Origin of the sequence: Mycobacterium sp. GA-1841, from assembly GCF_001954135.1 — a bacterium.
Classification (GTDB): Bacteria; Actinomycetota; Actinomycetes; order Mycobacteriales; family Mycobacteriaceae; genus Mycobacterium.
In genome coordinates this window covers 1-14,401 of sequence record NZ_MBEQ01000002.1, presented here as the reverse complement: position 1 = coordinate 14,401, position 14,401 = coordinate 1, and the positions used below count along the sequence as shown (strand labels likewise).

Annotated in this window: 15 protein-coding genes; 8 read left to right on the top strand and 7 right to left on the bottom strand. The window is 65.0% G+C overall.

Annotated features, from left to right (window positions below):
• Genes A5740_RS00085 through A5740_RS00055 form a run of 7 tightly spaced genes read right to left on the bottom strand, consistent with a single transcriptional unit; the run spans position 1 to position 5,875 of the window.
• On the bottom strand, positions 1-816 hold the full coding sequence (locus A5740_RS00085; protein ID WP_076190457.1) for an acyl-CoA dehydrogenase family protein: 816 nt from the start codon (positions 814-816) through the stop codon (positions 1-3).
• 3 nt (positions 817-819) lie between these two features.
• Positions 820-1,941: an acyl-CoA dehydrogenase family protein gene (locus tag A5740_RS00080; RefSeq protein ID WP_076190455.1), complete on the bottom strand. Its 1,122-nt coding sequence runs from the start codon at positions 1,939-1,941 to the stop codon at positions 820-822.
• The gene (locus tag A5740_RS00075) at positions 1,938-2,387 is read right to left on the bottom strand and encodes a nuclear transport factor 2 family protein (RefSeq protein ID WP_076190454.1); all 450 of its coding nucleotides are present in this window, start codon (positions 2,385-2,387) and stop codon (positions 1,938-1,940) included. The genes A5740_RS00080 and A5740_RS00075 overlap by 4 nt, the downstream gene beginning before the upstream one ends.
• Positions 2,371-3,621, bottom strand: a complete 1,251-nt coding sequence (locus A5740_RS00070) for an amidohydrolase family protein (RefSeq protein ID WP_076190452.1) — start codon at positions 3,619-3,621, stop codon at positions 2,371-2,373. Before A5740_RS00070 ends, A5740_RS00075 begins: the two co-directional genes overlap by 17 nt.
• A gap of 2 nt (positions 3,622-3,623) precedes the next feature.
• Entirely contained in the window at positions 3,624-3,953 is a 330-nt protein-coding gene (locus tag A5740_RS00065) for a hypothetical protein (protein ID WP_076190450.1), read from the bottom strand.
• Positions 3,946-5,304 (bottom strand): aromatic ring-hydroxylating dioxygenase subunit alpha, encoded by a 1,359-nt coding sequence (locus A5740_RS00060; RefSeq protein ID WP_076190449.1) that lies wholly within the window; start codon positions 5,302-5,304, stop codon positions 3,946-3,948. Before A5740_RS00060 ends, A5740_RS00065 begins: the two co-directional genes overlap by 8 nt.
• Before the next feature lie 34 nt (positions 5,305-5,338).
• Complete coding sequence (locus tag A5740_RS00055; RefSeq protein WP_076190447.1) at positions 5,339-5,875, bottom strand: carboxymuconolactone decarboxylase family protein; 537 nt, start codon at positions 5,873-5,875, stop codon at positions 5,339-5,341.
• Positions 5,876-6,101: 226 nt separating this feature from the next.
• On the opposite strand from A5740_RS00055, the gene A5740_RS00050 reads away from it, so the two are divergent.
• The 8 genes from A5740_RS00050 to A5740_RS00015 all read left to right on the top strand — a co-directional run bounded on the left by A5740_RS00050 (position 6,102) and on the right by A5740_RS00015 (position 14,284).
• Positions 6,102-7,397 (top strand): amidohydrolase family protein, encoded by a 1,296-nt coding sequence (locus tag A5740_RS00050; RefSeq protein ID WP_076190445.1) that lies wholly within the window; start codon positions 6,102-6,104, stop codon positions 7,395-7,397.
• Positions 7,398-7,451: 54 nt separating this feature from the next.
• Complete coding sequence (locus A5740_RS00045) at positions 7,452-8,630, top strand: acyl-CoA dehydrogenase family protein (RefSeq protein WP_076190481.1); 1,179 nt, start codon at positions 7,452-7,454, stop codon at positions 8,628-8,630.
• Positions 8,631-8,646: 16 nt separating this feature from the next.
• Positions 8,647-9,405: an SDR family NAD(P)-dependent oxidoreductase gene (locus A5740_RS00040; protein ID WP_076190443.1), complete on the top strand. Its 759-nt coding sequence runs from the start codon at positions 8,647-8,649 to the stop codon at positions 9,403-9,405.
• Positions 9,406-9,436: 31 nt separating this feature from the next.
• The gene (locus A5740_RS00035) at positions 9,437-10,663 is read left to right on the top strand and encodes a CaiB/BaiF CoA-transferase family protein (protein WP_076190441.1); all 1,227 of its coding nucleotides are present in this window, start codon (positions 9,437-9,439) and stop codon (positions 10,661-10,663) included.
• Between the two features lie 11 nt (positions 10,664-10,674).
• Complete coding sequence (locus A5740_RS00030; protein WP_076190440.1) at positions 10,675-11,832, top strand: thiolase family protein; 1,158 nt, start codon at positions 10,675-10,677, stop codon at positions 11,830-11,832.
• A gap of 15 nt (positions 11,833-11,847) precedes the next feature.
• Positions 11,848-12,996 (top strand): acyl-CoA dehydrogenase family protein, encoded by a 1,149-nt coding sequence (locus A5740_RS00025; protein WP_076190438.1) that lies wholly within the window; start codon positions 11,848-11,850, stop codon positions 12,994-12,996.
• Between the two features lie 116 nt (positions 12,997-13,112).
• A complete protein-coding gene (locus tag A5740_RS00020) occupies positions 13,113-13,766 on the top strand; it encodes a TetR/AcrR family transcriptional regulator (protein ID WP_076190437.1) in 654 nt (217 codons plus the stop codon).
• Between the two features lie 14 nt (positions 13,767-13,780).
• Complete coding sequence (locus A5740_RS00015; RefSeq protein ID WP_076190479.1) at positions 13,781-14,284, top strand: hypothetical protein; 504 nt, start codon at positions 13,781-13,783, stop codon at positions 14,282-14,284.
• Positions 14,285-14,401 lie beyond the last annotated feature (117 nt).

Sequence of the window (14,401 nt, the reverse complement as noted above, 5' to 3'; positions counted from 1 at the left end):
CTACAGCTGGGCCAGGCGTGGAACGGTGCCGCGGGCTCGCAGTCCGGCGCCGGCCTTGCGGGTGAGTTCCCTAGAGCTGCCGAGTAATCCGTCGAGCACGAGGGCGCGCTTGACGTGGGTGTGCAGTTCGTGTTCCTCGGTGAAGCCGATGCCGCCCAGCACCTGCTGGCAGTGCTTGGCGGCGGTGAGCGCGGCCTTGCCCGCCGCGGCCTTGGCCAGCAACGAGTTGAGGTCGACGTTGTCCGAACCGGGCAGGCTCAGCGTCGCCTCGGCGCCTTCGATGGCCACCAGTGTCTCGGCGAGTTTGTGTCGAACCGCCTGGAAGGACGAGATCGGCTTGCCGAATTGGACCCGGTCCAATGCATGCCGGCGGGCCAGGGCCAGCATCGCACGTGCCGAACCCACCAGCCACCACCCCAATGCGCGGCGCGCTTCGGATATCCGTAGCAGTTGGCCGTCGGGGACCTGACGCAGCGGCAGGCCGCCCAGGGTCGAATTCTCTTCGCCGCTCTCCCGTTCCCACACCACCCAGGTGCCACCGGCGTAGGGCATGGGCGGGGTGCCTCCGGGCAGACCACCGATGGTCTCCAACAGCACGTCGTTGAGAACCGAGGCGTGGGAACCGGTTTCGCCCAGCAGCCGGAACACCAACGGCATGGCCACCTCGGGCATGTCCGAGAGCATCTCAGCCCAGCCGAGTTCGGCCAGTGCGGCGTCGAGCTCCGGACCAGATGCCGACAGCATGGTCTTGCGCAGGGTGTCTTCGAGCAGGCCGAGTGACTCGGCGTCCAAGCCCGGTTCCGTCGTGGAAGCCATGACTCACTCCTTCCCGAGGTCCAGCAGGCGGCGCGCGATGATGTTGCGCTGTACTTCTGCGGTTCCGCCATAGATGGTGGCGGCGCGCGAATACAGGTATTCCGTGCGCCATTCGGAATCCTCGAGTTCGATCACCCCGGGAAGCAGATTGCGCGCGGTGTCATAGAGCAACTGCTCGGCACCGGCCAACAGCACCTTGTCGATCGACGTGTCCGGTCCCAACTTGTGACCTTCGGCCAGGCGGTGCTGGGTGGCCGCCGAACGGCAGCGCAGCGTGTGTAGGGCGAGATAGACCTCACCGAGATCTGAATCCACAGCCTGGCCTTGCCGTTTCACTGCCTCGACCAACGCGTCGAACCGGGAGTACAGATAGGCGATGCGCTGCCAGAAGCAGGTCGAGCGCTCGTAGGGCAGCAGGTCCATGGCCAGCTGCCAGCCATCGCCGGGCTTGCCGAGCATGCGGCTGCTGTCGACCTCGACGTCGTCGAAGTACACCTCACAGAACTCGTCGACGTCGTGCATCGTGCGCAAGGGCCGCACCGAGATGCCCGGCGAGTCCGTGTCGACGAAGAATGCCGTGATGGCCTGATGGTTCGGGGTGTCCGCGTCGCCGGTTCGGGTGAGCAGGATGCAGCGGTGCGAGTACTGGGCGAAGCTGGTCCAGACTTTCTGGCCGTTGATGATCCATTTGTCGCCCCGTTGCACCGCGCGGGTGGTCAGTGATGCCAGATCACTGCCCGACCCGGGCTCGGAAAAGCCCTGGCACCATTGTTCTTCGCCGCTCAGCAGCTTCGGCACCATCTCGGCGGCGAGTTCCTTGGGCGCGTAATCGATCATCGTCGGCGCCAGGACTTCGAGCATCGAGTAGGGCCCGGGTTCGGCCAGCCTGCGGCCGACCACCTCCTCACCGACGATGGCCCGCAGCATGTCGGGACCACCGAGCCCGCCGGCGTGCTCGGGCCAGCCGTAGCGGCTCCAGCCACCGTCGTACAGGGCCTTCTGCACGCGGGCGAACTGGCGCATGTGGCCCTGCAGAGAATGGTCGTCAGGTGGCGTCAGATCGTTGTCGGCAAGCCAATCCTGCAGCGCCGTGCGGAATGTCGCGGGGTCGAAGAGGTCGGTCATCCCGCCTCCGGCCTGCCGATCGCGTGGGGCCGGCCGTGGTCGTGGTCGCCACTGCGCCGGATGAACGTCATCGCCCGGGTCTTCAACCGCCAGCCTTCGGCAGTCCGCTCATAGGTGTCGCGGTAGTAGCCGATGCGCATGTCGTGCTTGGAGTGTTCGATGAAGCACAGCGGCTGGGTGCCTTTTGCGGTAGCGCGGGTGTCGTCGTCGAACTCGATCAGCGCGGTACCGGTCATGAACAGGCCCTTGGGGGCGGCGTCCACGAGCACGGGGAATCGGTTGAGCGTGTAGGTCTCGCCGAATGCGCTATAGGTACCGTCGGGGGTGAAAACGCTGATCAGGCCGTCGATGTCGCCCTGGGTGATGGTCACCGCGTACTTGGCGAGCACCTGCTGGATCTCGATGAGATCCTCGGTCCGCGTCGGGGAATCAGTTGATGTGCTCATTGCGGAAGACCTTACCGCCTTTCATTACAAAATCCACTTGCTGTGTAACGCTGATGTCCTCGAGTGGGTTGCCCGGCACTGCGATGATGTCGGCCAGCAGTCCTTCGGCCAGCCGGCCCCGGTCGGTGACGTTGATCAGATCGGCAGCCACCGTGGTCGCCGCGCGCAGCACCGCGGCCGGCGGCATGCCCCATTCCACCAGCGTCACGAGCTCGTCGGCGTTCTTGCCGTGGGGAATGGCCGGCGCATCGGTGCCGACGGCGATCTTCACCCCGGCCTCGTACGCCGCCTTGATCGACGTCTCGGCTTTCGGGAACATCTCGGCAGCTTTGTCCTGCAACACTTTCGGCGCCTTCGACACGTCCATGGCCTGGGCCAGGCGGCGTGTGGTGACCAGGAACCGGTCGTGCTCGACCAGCATCTGGATTGCCTCGTCGTCCATCAGGAAGCCGTGTTCGATGCAGTCGATGCCACAGGCGACAGCGTGCTTGACGGCTTCGGCCCCGTGGGTGTGCGCCGCGACCCGCAAGCCGCGTCGGTGTGCCTCGTCGACGATGACGCGCAGTTCCTCGTCCGAATAGTGTTGTGCGCCCGCCTCACCGGTCAGCGACATGACGCCGCCCGAGCAACACACCTTGATCAGCTGCGCGCCGTGCTTGATCTGGTACCGCACCGCCTTGCGGATCTCGTCGACCCCGTTGGCGATGCCCTCCTCGATGGTCAGCTCGAGCACACCGGGCATGAACGCGGCGAACATCGTGGGGTCCAGGTGTCCACCGGTGGGGGTGATGGCATGTCCCGCCGGGACGATGCGAGGCCCGTCGATCCAGCCCGCGTCGATGGCCTTGCCCAACGCGACGTCGAGCAGATAGCCGCCGGTCTTGACGAACAGGCCGAGGTTGCGCACGGTGGTGAACCCCGCGCGCAGCGTGCGGCGGGCATTTCCCACCGCGCGCAGTACGCGGGTCGGGGGATCGTCTTGCACCTGCGACAGACCGGGGTTCTCACCGCGGCCACCCATGAGCAGGTTGACTTCCATGTCCATCAGCCCGGGCAGCAGGATCGAGTCGCCGAGATCGATCACCTCGTCATCAGGACCGATGACGGGGTCTGATTTGCCGTCTCCGACAGCAACAATGCGGTCCCCGTCGACACGGACAATGCCGGGACGAATGATCGTCCCGGCATCGACGTCGACCAGACCCGCGGCTTTGAGGGTCAGTACATTCGACACGCCTAGACCACCGGCTCCTTGATGAGGTTGATGTAGGCCGCGCCGCTGTCGAGCACCCGCGGCTGCTTCCACACCTCGACCGGGAAGCTCACCATGACGATGGACTGACCGAGATGCACCAGCGCCTTGGCGTCGTCGGGCATGCTCTTGAGCGGGAAGCGGGCGTCGACGTAGACCATGATGTCTTCGAGTCGTGCCAGGCCGGCGTCGTACAACTCCTGCATCTCGTCCATGGAGGAGTTGAGGCGCTTCTGGTAGCGCTCCTCCTCCGTCGGCAGGCACCAGTCACTGAACCGCTCCAGGTCGGCGAATTCTTCGGGCAGCTTAGACATTTGCGGAATCCTTTTCTGCGGCCTTCTCACTGGGGACGGCGTGCTTGCCGTTGGTCGAACCGGTCCCGTTGGTCCCGTTGGCCAGCGACTCCTTGTACCGGTCGACGTACTTGTGCGCGGTGTGGTGCAGGTGGCGCAGCAGGATTTCCTGGTCGCACAGCGGGAAGTCGAGGACGGCTCGGGTGCCGATCTGCGTCTGGGTGGCCTCCAGCGTGTTGGCGTCCTGGAACGCGTACTCCTTGAACGTCACCGCGGCGAGTTCCTGGGAGAGTCGCTCGCGCAGGTTCTTCGGCGGCACGAAGTACAGGTCGGCCTCGAAGATGTGGCTGTCCACCCCGGTGGGCCAGTAGTTGTAGGTCAGATACCAGCCCGGGACCCAGAAGAGCAGGGTGAAGTTGGGGAAGAACTCGAACGAGTCCTGGCCCCAGGTCGTGTGCCGGCCGGGGTTGATCGCCGGGGGCAGCTCGTCGGGCAGAATTCCCTTGATATCGGGGCGATCCCACGGTCCGAACAGCCCGCTGTGCAGGATGCGCTCGATGGGCTTGACCATCTTCAGGTCCTTCGGCGGGCTCATGCCGCCCCAGGACGAGATCATCGAGTGATCGCCCTTGATGTCGTAGTGCAGCGCCTCGAAACCGAACTTGGCCAGCTTTTCGGCTTCCTCCTTCTCCGCCTGCTTCATGTGCAGGATCGGCGCGTGGTAGAACTCGACGAAGGCGTCGATGAACAGCTTCCAGTTGGCCTTGATTTCCGAGCGGTAGCTGTAGTGCTCGGTCATCTCGTGGAACGGGTAGCCCTTGAGGCCCTCGCCGAACTCGCCCAGGTACTCCTGGAGCGACACCGCATTGTCGTCGAAGTTGACGAAGATGAAGCCCTCCCACACCTCGCAGCGCACCGACTTGAGCGGGTAGTCGGCCTTGTCGACGTCGAAGAACTCCTGCTCCTGCTGGATGAAGGTCAGGTCGCCCTTGAGGTTGTAGCGCCAGGCGTGGTACTTGCAGACGAACTGGCGGCAGCTGCCGGAGACCTCTTCACCCGGGTAGTCGTTCCACACCAGCTTGTTACCGCGGTGACGGCACAGGTTGTAGAAGGCCCGGATCTCGTCGCCGTCGTTGACGATGACGATCGAGGTACCGGGACCGACCGACGGCAGCTCACGGGTGATGTAGCTGCCCTTCTTCGGGATCAGCTCGACCCGGCCCATCTGCAGCCAGGTCTTGCGAAAGATGGCTTGCTGCTCCAGCTTCCAGTGCTCGGGGTCGATCGAATCCTCGTAGTTGACCGGGGCGGTGCCAAGCTCGGGCCAATTCTCGGTCCAGCTGCCGGCCTCAGGCTTCGGGAAAAACGCCATTGCTGCCTACCTACTCTCTTTCTGCAAGCCTTCTTCAGGCATGTTGGCCGGATTCCGGCGCGATTCCAAAGGTGTTGTAAGCCATGGCCATCAGGCCGTAGCCGCCGATCGTGAAAACCAGGTCCATGCGCTGACGCTCGTCGAGATGCTCGCTCAGAGCGGCCCAGGTGTCATCTGAGATCTTCGATTGCCCGTCGAGTTCGTCGACGGCGTCGAACACGAGTTGGTCCAGTGTCGTGGTGCCCTGGCCGGTTGCGCTGCCGTGGATCTGCTCGTCGGTCAGCCCCTCGGCCTTGCCGATGAAGGTGTGGTGGGTCCACTCGTACTCGCACTTCTTGCGATGCGCGATGCGAAGGATGGCCAGCTCGCGGATCTGCGGCTCAAGCGTCGAGCGGAACAGCAGGTGATTGCTGAAACGCAGGAAGGCCTTGGTCAGCGCGGGGTGGCGGGCCAGCGTCGACAACGCGGTGCCCGCTCCCTCGGGGTGGAGCCGCTCCTCCGGAAGCATGACCGACAGCGCTCGGCGCACGTCGTCGTCCCACTCCTCGGCGGGCAGAGGGGCCAGGCGCACGGGGCGGTTCTCCTCTCGGTGGCTCTCGTTGGCGAGAATCAGGTTCTCATTTCCGACTAAGAGGTTTCCATCTTTTGCCGCGATGGTCAACAAGAACTCCCCAGGTTTCGCGCTGACCTGGCTAAATCTCCTTGTCAACGGCCTCAGACATTGATTCTCGCTAGGCGAGAAGCTAGTTTCCTAACTTAGAGAACCGACCTGACGGCGGACCGAACGGAGTGAGGTAGTGAACAAAGACGACATGATTTTGATCAGCGTCGATGACCACATCATCGAGCCGCCGAACATGTTCAAGAACCATCTGCCCGCCAAGTACCGCGACGAGGCGCCGCGGTTGGTGCACAACCCCGACGGCAGTGACACGTGGCAGTTCCGGGACACGGTGATCCCGAATGTGGCGCTCAACGCGGTGGCCGGGCGGCCCAAGGAGGAGTACGGGTTGGAGCCCCAGGGGCTCGATGAGATCCGCAAGGGCTGCTATGACCCCGATGAGCGGGTCAAGGACATGAACGCCGGCGGGGTGTTGGCGACGATGAACTTCCCGTCGTTCCCCGGCTTTGCCGCACGGTTGTTCGCCACCGACGACGACGACTTCTCGCTGGCGCTGGTGCAGGCCTACAACGACTGGCACATCGACGAATGGTGTGGGTCGAATCCGGGGCGGTTCATCCCGATGGCGATTCCGGCGATCTGGGATCCGCAGCTGTGCGCTGACGAAGTGCGCCGCGTATCGAAGAAGGGCGTGCACTCGCTGACCTTCACCGAGAATCCGTCGACGCTGGGATACCCGTCGTTCCACGACCTGGAGTACTGGAAGCCGTTGTGGGAGGCCCTGGTTGACACCGACACGGTGATGAACGTGCATATCGGCTCGTCGGGCAAGCTGGCGATCACGGCACCGGATGCGCCGATGGACGTGATGATCACGTTGCAGCCGATGAACATCGTGCAGGCCGCGGCAGATCTGTTGTGGTCGGCGCCGATCAAGGCCTACCCGGATCTGAAGATCGCGCTGAGCGAGGGTGGTACCGGGTGGATTCCGTACTTCCTGGACCGGGTGGACCGCACCTTCGAGATGCACTCGACGTGGACGAACCAGGACTTCGGCGGCAAGCTGCCCAGCGAGGTGTTCCGGGAGCATTTCATGACGTGCTTCATCTCCGACCCGGTCGGGGTGAAGAACCGTCACGAGATCGGTGTGGACAACATCTGCTGGGAGATGGACTACCCGCACAGTGACTCGATGTGGCCGGGGGCGCCGGAGGAACTGTGGGCGGTGTTCGACACCTACGACGTCCCCGACGACGAGATCAACAAGATCACCCACGAAAACGCCATGCGGCTGTACCACTTCGACCCGTTCGCCCATGTGCCCAAGGACCAGGCCACCGTCGGAGCATTGCGTAAGGCCGCTGAGGGCCATGACGTCGCCATCCGCGCGTTGAGCAACAAGGAAAAGACCGGCACCAGCTTCGCGGACTTCCAGGCCAACGCCAAAGCTGTTTCCGGCGCACGGGACTGATCGTCGGGCCGGGACCGGACCAGAAAAATAGGAGAGCACACAGTGTCGGGTGGGATGAACTTCGAACTGACCGAGGATCAGCAGCTGATCCGCAAATCCGTTGCGGAGCTGGCGGCCAAGTTCGATGACCACTATTGGATGACCAAGGACCAGGCCCACGAATTCCCGCAGGAGTTCTACGACGCCATCGCCGGTGGTGGCTGGCTGGGAATGACGATCCCGGAGGAGTACGGCGGCCACGGCCTCGGTATCACCGAGGCCACCATCCTGGCCGAGGAAGTGGCTCGCTCCGGCGGAGCCATGAACGCCGCCAGCGCGATTCACATGTCGATCTTCGGCATGCAGCCGGTGGTCGTGTTCGGCTCCGAGGAGATGAAGAAGGCTACCCTGCCGCGCATCGTCAACGGTGACCTGCACGTGTGCTTCGGCGTCACCGAACCCGGTGCGGGCCTGGACACTTCGCGCATCACGACATTCGCCAGAAAAGACGGCGACAGTTATGTGGTCAACGGCCGCAAGGTGTGGATCTCCAAAGCCCTTGAGTCAGAGAAGATCCTGCTGCTGACCCGCACCGAGTCCCGCGAGGACGTCGAGAAACGCGGCGGCAAGCCGACCGACGGACTGTCGTTGTTCCTCACCGACCTCGACCGCGACCATGTCGAGATCCGGCCCATCAACAAGATGGGCCGAAACGCGGTGAGTTCCAACGAGTTGTTCATCGACGATCTGCGGGTGCCGGCCGAACACCTGATCGGTGAGGAAGGCAAGGGCTTCAAGTACATCCTGCACGGGCTCAACCCGGAGCGGATGCTGATCGCCGCGGAGGCGCTCGGCATCGGACGGGTGGCGTTGGACCGCGCCGTGAAGTACGCCAACGAGCGGGTGGTGTTCGACCGGCCGATCGGTCAAAACCAGGGCATCCAGTTCCCGCTCGCCGACTCACTGGCCCGCCTCGATGCGGCCGAGTTGATCCTGCGCAAGGCCACCTGGCTCTACGACAACGGCAAGCCGTGCGGCCGGGAGGCGAATATGGCCAAGTATCTGTGCGCCGACGCCGGGTTCGGTGCCGCCGACCGCGCACTGCAGACCCATGGCGGGATGGGCTACTCCGAGGAATACAACATCTCCCGGTTCTTCCGGGAGTCCCGACTGATGAAGATCGCCCCGGTGAGCCAGGAGATGATCCTGAACTTCCTGAGCGCGAACGTTCTCGGCCTGCCCAAGAGTTACTGAGGAGAAAACCAGTTCAATGAGGACCTATTTCGATCTCACCGGACGTTCGGCGCTGGTGACCGGGGCCGGCGCGGGAATCGGCGCGGCGGTCTCCGAGGCGCTGGCTGCTGCCGGTGCTTCGGTGCTGGTGACCGACATCAGTGGGGAGGCGGCGGCCACGGTCGCGGACCGGATCAACACTGCCGGCGGCAAGGCCGACAGTGCCGCGCTCGACGTCAGCGATCGCGCCGCCGCGGAGGCCGCCGCCGCCCAGGCGGCCGCGCTCACCGAGGGCAACCTGCACATCGTGGTCAACAACGCCGGCGTCACCTCACCGGCGATGTTCCCGAAGTTGACCGACGAGACTTTCCGGCTCACCTTCGACATCCACGTCATGGGTACCTTCCACGTCACCCAGTCCGCGTTGCCGCACATGCCCACCGACGGGACCGGACGCATCATCAACGTGACCTCCTCGGCGGGCATCACCGGCACGCTCGGTCAGGTGAACTACTCGGCGGCCAAGGCCGGCCTGATCGGTATCACCAAGTCGTTGGCCCGGGAGTTGGCGTCGAAGAACATCATGGTCAACGCCCTGGCCCCGTTGGCCGCCACGCCGATGACCGAGACCATCCGCACCAACGAGAAGTTCGCCGCGAACATGATGAACCGCATCCCGCTCAAGCGCTGGGCCGAGGCCGACGAAGTCGCCGGCGCGTTTGTGTTCATGGCCTCCGATGCCGCGTCGTATATCACCGGGCAGGTGCTGCCGGTTGATGGCGGCATGGTTATGTGACTCTGTGAGCGAGTTTACGAGCGAACCACGGATGAAGGACTGTTCCTCCCTGCCGCTGGCGGGCATCACCGTCATCGCGATGGAACAGGCGGTCTCGGCGCCGATGTGCACCCGGGTACTGGCCGACTTCGGCGCCCGGGTGATCAAGATCGAGAACCCCAAGGGCGGTGATTTCGCCCGAGACTACGACACCGTGGTGAACGGTATGGCTGCCCATTTCGTCTGGGCGAACCGGGGTAAGGAATCGATCACCCTCAACCTGAAATCTTCCGAGGGAATGGATGTTCTACACCGGTTGCTCGACAACGCCGATGCCTTCGTGTCCAATCTCGCCCCGGGTGCCACCGCACGGCTCGGGCTTGCACCCGACGACCTCAAAGTGCGTCACCCGCAAGTGATCCCGGTTGAGATCGACGGCTACGGCCCCGGTGGCCCGCTGTCACACAAGCGGGCCTACGACCTGCTGGTGCAGGCCGAATCGGGCTCGTGCGCGTCGACCGGGTACGCCGGGATGCCGGCCAAACCCGGTGCGGCGGTTGCTGACATCACCACCGGCCTGTACTCGGCACTGTCCATCATGGCGCTGTTGGTCGGTCGGGCCCGTAACGGCGCGGGCGGTGCGGCGCCGGCCGTGGCGGTCAGCTTGTTCGACACGATGACCGACATCATGGGTTACCAGCTGACCTACACCCAACACTCCGGGATCGACCAGATTCCGCTCGGCATGAGTTCGCCGGCGGTGGCGCCCTACGGGGCGTTCGACACCCGCGACGGCCAGACCGTCGTGCTCGGCACCACCAACGACCGGGAATGGCAGCGGTTGGCCCGCGAGATCATCGAGCGACCCGATCTGGCCGACGACGCACGTTTCGCCACCAACTCCGACCGCTGCGCACATCGGGACGAACTGAACAAGGCCATCGAATCCTGGTGTGCCCAGCATGATCTCGATGAGGTACAGCGGATAGCCGACGAGGCGGGGATCGGCAATTCACGCTACAACCTGCCCAGCGAGGTCATCGAACACCCACACCTGAAGGCCCGGGAACGGTGGCGCTCCGTCGACACACCCAACGGCGAGATCTCGGCTCTGCTGCCCCCGCCGGTGATCAGCGGCATGGAGCTGGGCATGGGCGCGGTGCCGGGTCTCGGCGAGCACACCGACGCCATCCTGGGCGGGATCGGACTGAGCGCCGATCAGATCGTGGCTTTGCGCGAGCAGGGTGCGATCGGCCCGGCCTACCAGTCTTTGTCGTAGAGGAGAATCCCATGCGCGAAACCGTCATCGTCGAAGCCGTCCGCACCCCGATCGGTAAGCGCAACGGCGGCCTGTCCGGCTTCCACGCCGCCGATCTGTCCGCCCTGGTGCTCGACGCGCTGGTGGAACGGGCCGGAATCAGCCCCGACATCGTCGACGACGTGGTCTGGGGTTGCGTGTCGCAGGTCGGTGATCAGTCCAGCAACATCGGCCGCTATTCGGTGCTGGCCGCGGGCTGGCCCGAGCACATCCCCGGCACCACGGTCAACCGGGCCTGCGGATCAAGCCAGCAGGCACTGGATTTCGCGGTCCAGGCCGTGATGTCGGGCCAGCAGGACGTGGTGGTCGCCGGTGGGGTGGAGGTGATGAGCCGGGTGCCCCTCGGTGCGGCCCGGGCGACCGGCACGCCCTACGGGCCCAAAGTGTTTGCCCGGTACCAGGATTTCTCGTTCAATCAGGGCATCTCGGCCGAGATGATCGCGCAGAAGTGGGGCTTTGACCGGACCCGGCTGGACGAGTACTCAGTCCGCTCGCATGAGCTGGCCGCGGCCGCGCAGGATCGCGGCGCCTTCGAGAGCCAGATGATCACCGTGTTCCCCGACCCGGCAGATCAGGTTGATCCGGTGGTCGCCGACGAAGGGGTGCGGCGGGGCAGCACCGTCGAGAAACTCGCCGGCCTCAAACCGGCGTTCGCCGAGGACGGGGTGATCCACGCCGGCAACTCCTCGCAGATCTCCGACGGTGCCGCGGCTCTTCTGGTGATGACCGCGGAAAGCGCACTGGCCCTCGGCCTTTCGCCGATCGTGCGGTACCGCGCGGGGGCGGTGACCGGAGCCGATCCGGTCTTGATGCTGACCGGGCCGATCCCGGCCACCCAGAAGGTGCTGCACAAGGCCGGCGTCACACTCGACGAGGTCGGTGTGTTCGAGGTGAACGAGGCGTTCGCGCCGGTGCCGTTGGCCTGGCTGGCCGAGACCGGTGCCGACGAAGCCAAGACCAATCCGCTCGGCGGTGCCATCGCGTTGGGGCACCCGCTCGGCGCATCGGGTGCCGTTTTGATGACCCGGATGATCAACCACATGCGCGACAACGGAATTCGTTACGGACTGCAGACCATGTGTGAAGGCGGCGGGACTGCCAACGCCACGCTGGTCGAGCTCATCGACTGACGCTAGGGAGAAGTAGTGCAACGCAATCTGTTCAACGAGGACCACGAGGCTTTTCGTGCGCTCGCCCGCGATTTCATCGAAAAGGAAGTCGTCCCCGCCTATCCCGAGTGGGAGAAGGGCGGGCGTATGCCCCGTGACGTCTTCAAACAGATGGGTGAGCTCGGCATGCTCGGCATGTCGATCCCCGAGGAGTACGGCGGCGCGGGTATCGACGACTACCGCTACAACGTGGTGCTGCAGGAGGAGGCGGCGCGTGCACTGGTGACGCTGTCCACGGTGCGCACCCAGCTTGAGGTGATCCTGCCGTACTTCCTGCACTACGCGAACGACGAGCAGCGGCAACGCTGGTTCCCCGGGCTGGCGGCGGGCACGCTGTTGACCGCGGTCGCGATGACGGAGCCGGGAACGGGTTCGGATCTGGCCGGCATGCGCACTTCTGCAGTCCGTGACGGCGACGAGTACGTGCTCAACGGTGCCAAGACGTTCATCACCGGAGGTATTCAGGCCGACCTGGTGGTCGTGGTGGCGCGTACCTCCACCGATCCCGACAACCGGCGCAAGGGGCTGACCCTGCTGGTCGTCGAGGACGGGATGGCCGGGTTCGAGCGCGGCCGCGAGTTGGAGAAGATGGGCTGCAAGGTGCAGGACACCGCGGAGCTGTCGTTCACCGACGTGCGCGTGCCCGTGGCCAACGTGCTGGGTGTCGAGGGGGAGGCGTTCAGCTACCTCGGCCACAACCTGGCCCAGGAGCGGCTCACCGTCGCGGTGGGTTCGGTGGCGCAGGCCCGTTCGGCGATCGCCGCGGCGATCGACTACACCAAGGACCGCAAGGCCTTCGGTCAGCCGGTGGCGTCCTTTCAAAACACCAAATTCGAACTCGCCGCCTGCTCGACCGAGGTGGAGGCGGCCCAGGCGATGCTCGACCGGGCGGTGGCCCTGCACGTCGACGGCGAGCTGTCCGGGGCCGACGCCGCCCGCGTGAAACTGTTCTGCACCGAGATGCAGGCGCGGGTGATCGATCGTTGCCTGCAGCTCTTCGGCGGGTACGGCTACATGATGGAGTACCCCATCGCCCGGCTCTATACGGATGCCCGGGTGGCGCGTATCTACGCCGGCACCAGCGAGGTCATGAAGGTGATCATCGCCAAGTCTCTGGGGCTCTGACCGGCGCGGTTTCCGGTATGTGACAGGTCTCGGGAATTTGTTTCACTGAGACCCTTGTCACAACGCCCAAACCAACCTACTGTGTGTTCACTAGGTTGGTTCGGCGAAGGAGTTCAGTGACTTCCGTTTCTGGTCTACAGGGGCAGACCGAGGGCGCAAGGCCCTATGAGACGCTCCTGGCCAAGGGGGAAGACCGCAGGCAGCGGATACTTTCGGCGGCTGAGAAGCTGCTCGCCCGCAATGGCTGGCGCAACACCTCCCTGGCTCAGATCGCCCGAGAGGTGGGGGTGACCCCGGCCGGCCTGCTGCACCATTTCGAGTCCAAGGAGCATCTGCTCAACGCGGTCCTCGACGCGCGCGATCACGACGACGACACCCATGCCGACCGGTCCGGCGATCTCGCCCAGGAGATCAAGCGGGTTGCCGAGCGGTTCGTCCGAGCCCCCGAGCTCGTCGGCACGTTCACGGTGCTGCTGGTCGAGAACATCGAACCGGACGCTCCGCTGCACGATCGTTTGCTGAAACGGCAGCAGGCGGCGCGCGACATCGTCACCGACATCATCACCCGCGGTCAGCTCAGCGGCCGCTATCGCTCCGACTTCGACGCGGCCAACAAGGCCGTGGAAATCCTGGCATTCATCAATGGAATGGAGACCTCATGGCTACTCGATCCCTCGCTGCCGTTGACGGACGTGTTCAAGGGCTACGCCGAGATGCTGGAACGGGAGATCGCGCAGCCGGTCGGCCGCAACGGGGCGGCCGGCCAGTGAGATTGGAGGACGACATGCGGTATCGGCTCGATGTGGTCGCCCCCTGTGTGGTGGACGCGGTTCGGTTCGCCGGCGGGTGGTTGGTCGACCGGGTGATGGCGGGTTGGGATGTCACGGTGCTGATCGGCGCCGACGAGGATGTCCGGCCGCTGGCGATCCTCGGGGTGGAGACCATCGCGCTGGAGTCGGTCCTGGAGTCCTGGGAGGACCGCCCGCATCCGCAGACCGTCGCCGTGGCCGCTGATCTGTTCAACACCGACGAGCGCGTCCGCCGCGGCGTCCTGGGTGCGTTGGAGCAGGGGCACACCGAGGTGACGCTCTGGGGCGATGAGTGTCCGGCCGACCTGAGCGTCGATCCGGTTCGTCACGAATTGTCCGCGGCTGCACGCGCTTTCAAGGCGCAGGCGCTGGCGGCCGTCAACCACCCCGAGGCCGCCGGTGTCGCCCATACCGAGGCGTTCCGGTGCGGCACCATGATCAAGCGGTCAGTGCCGGCCGATCTGATCCCGGCCAGCTGAGCTCTTACCGAGCGTGGGGGGCGAACGAGCCGTTGTGGGGGGGTTGGGGGCCGAGACGGAAAGCTCGCCCTCGGCGGCCCCCGGCCCCACCCCGCCCCGCCCCGCGCGGGGGCGCTG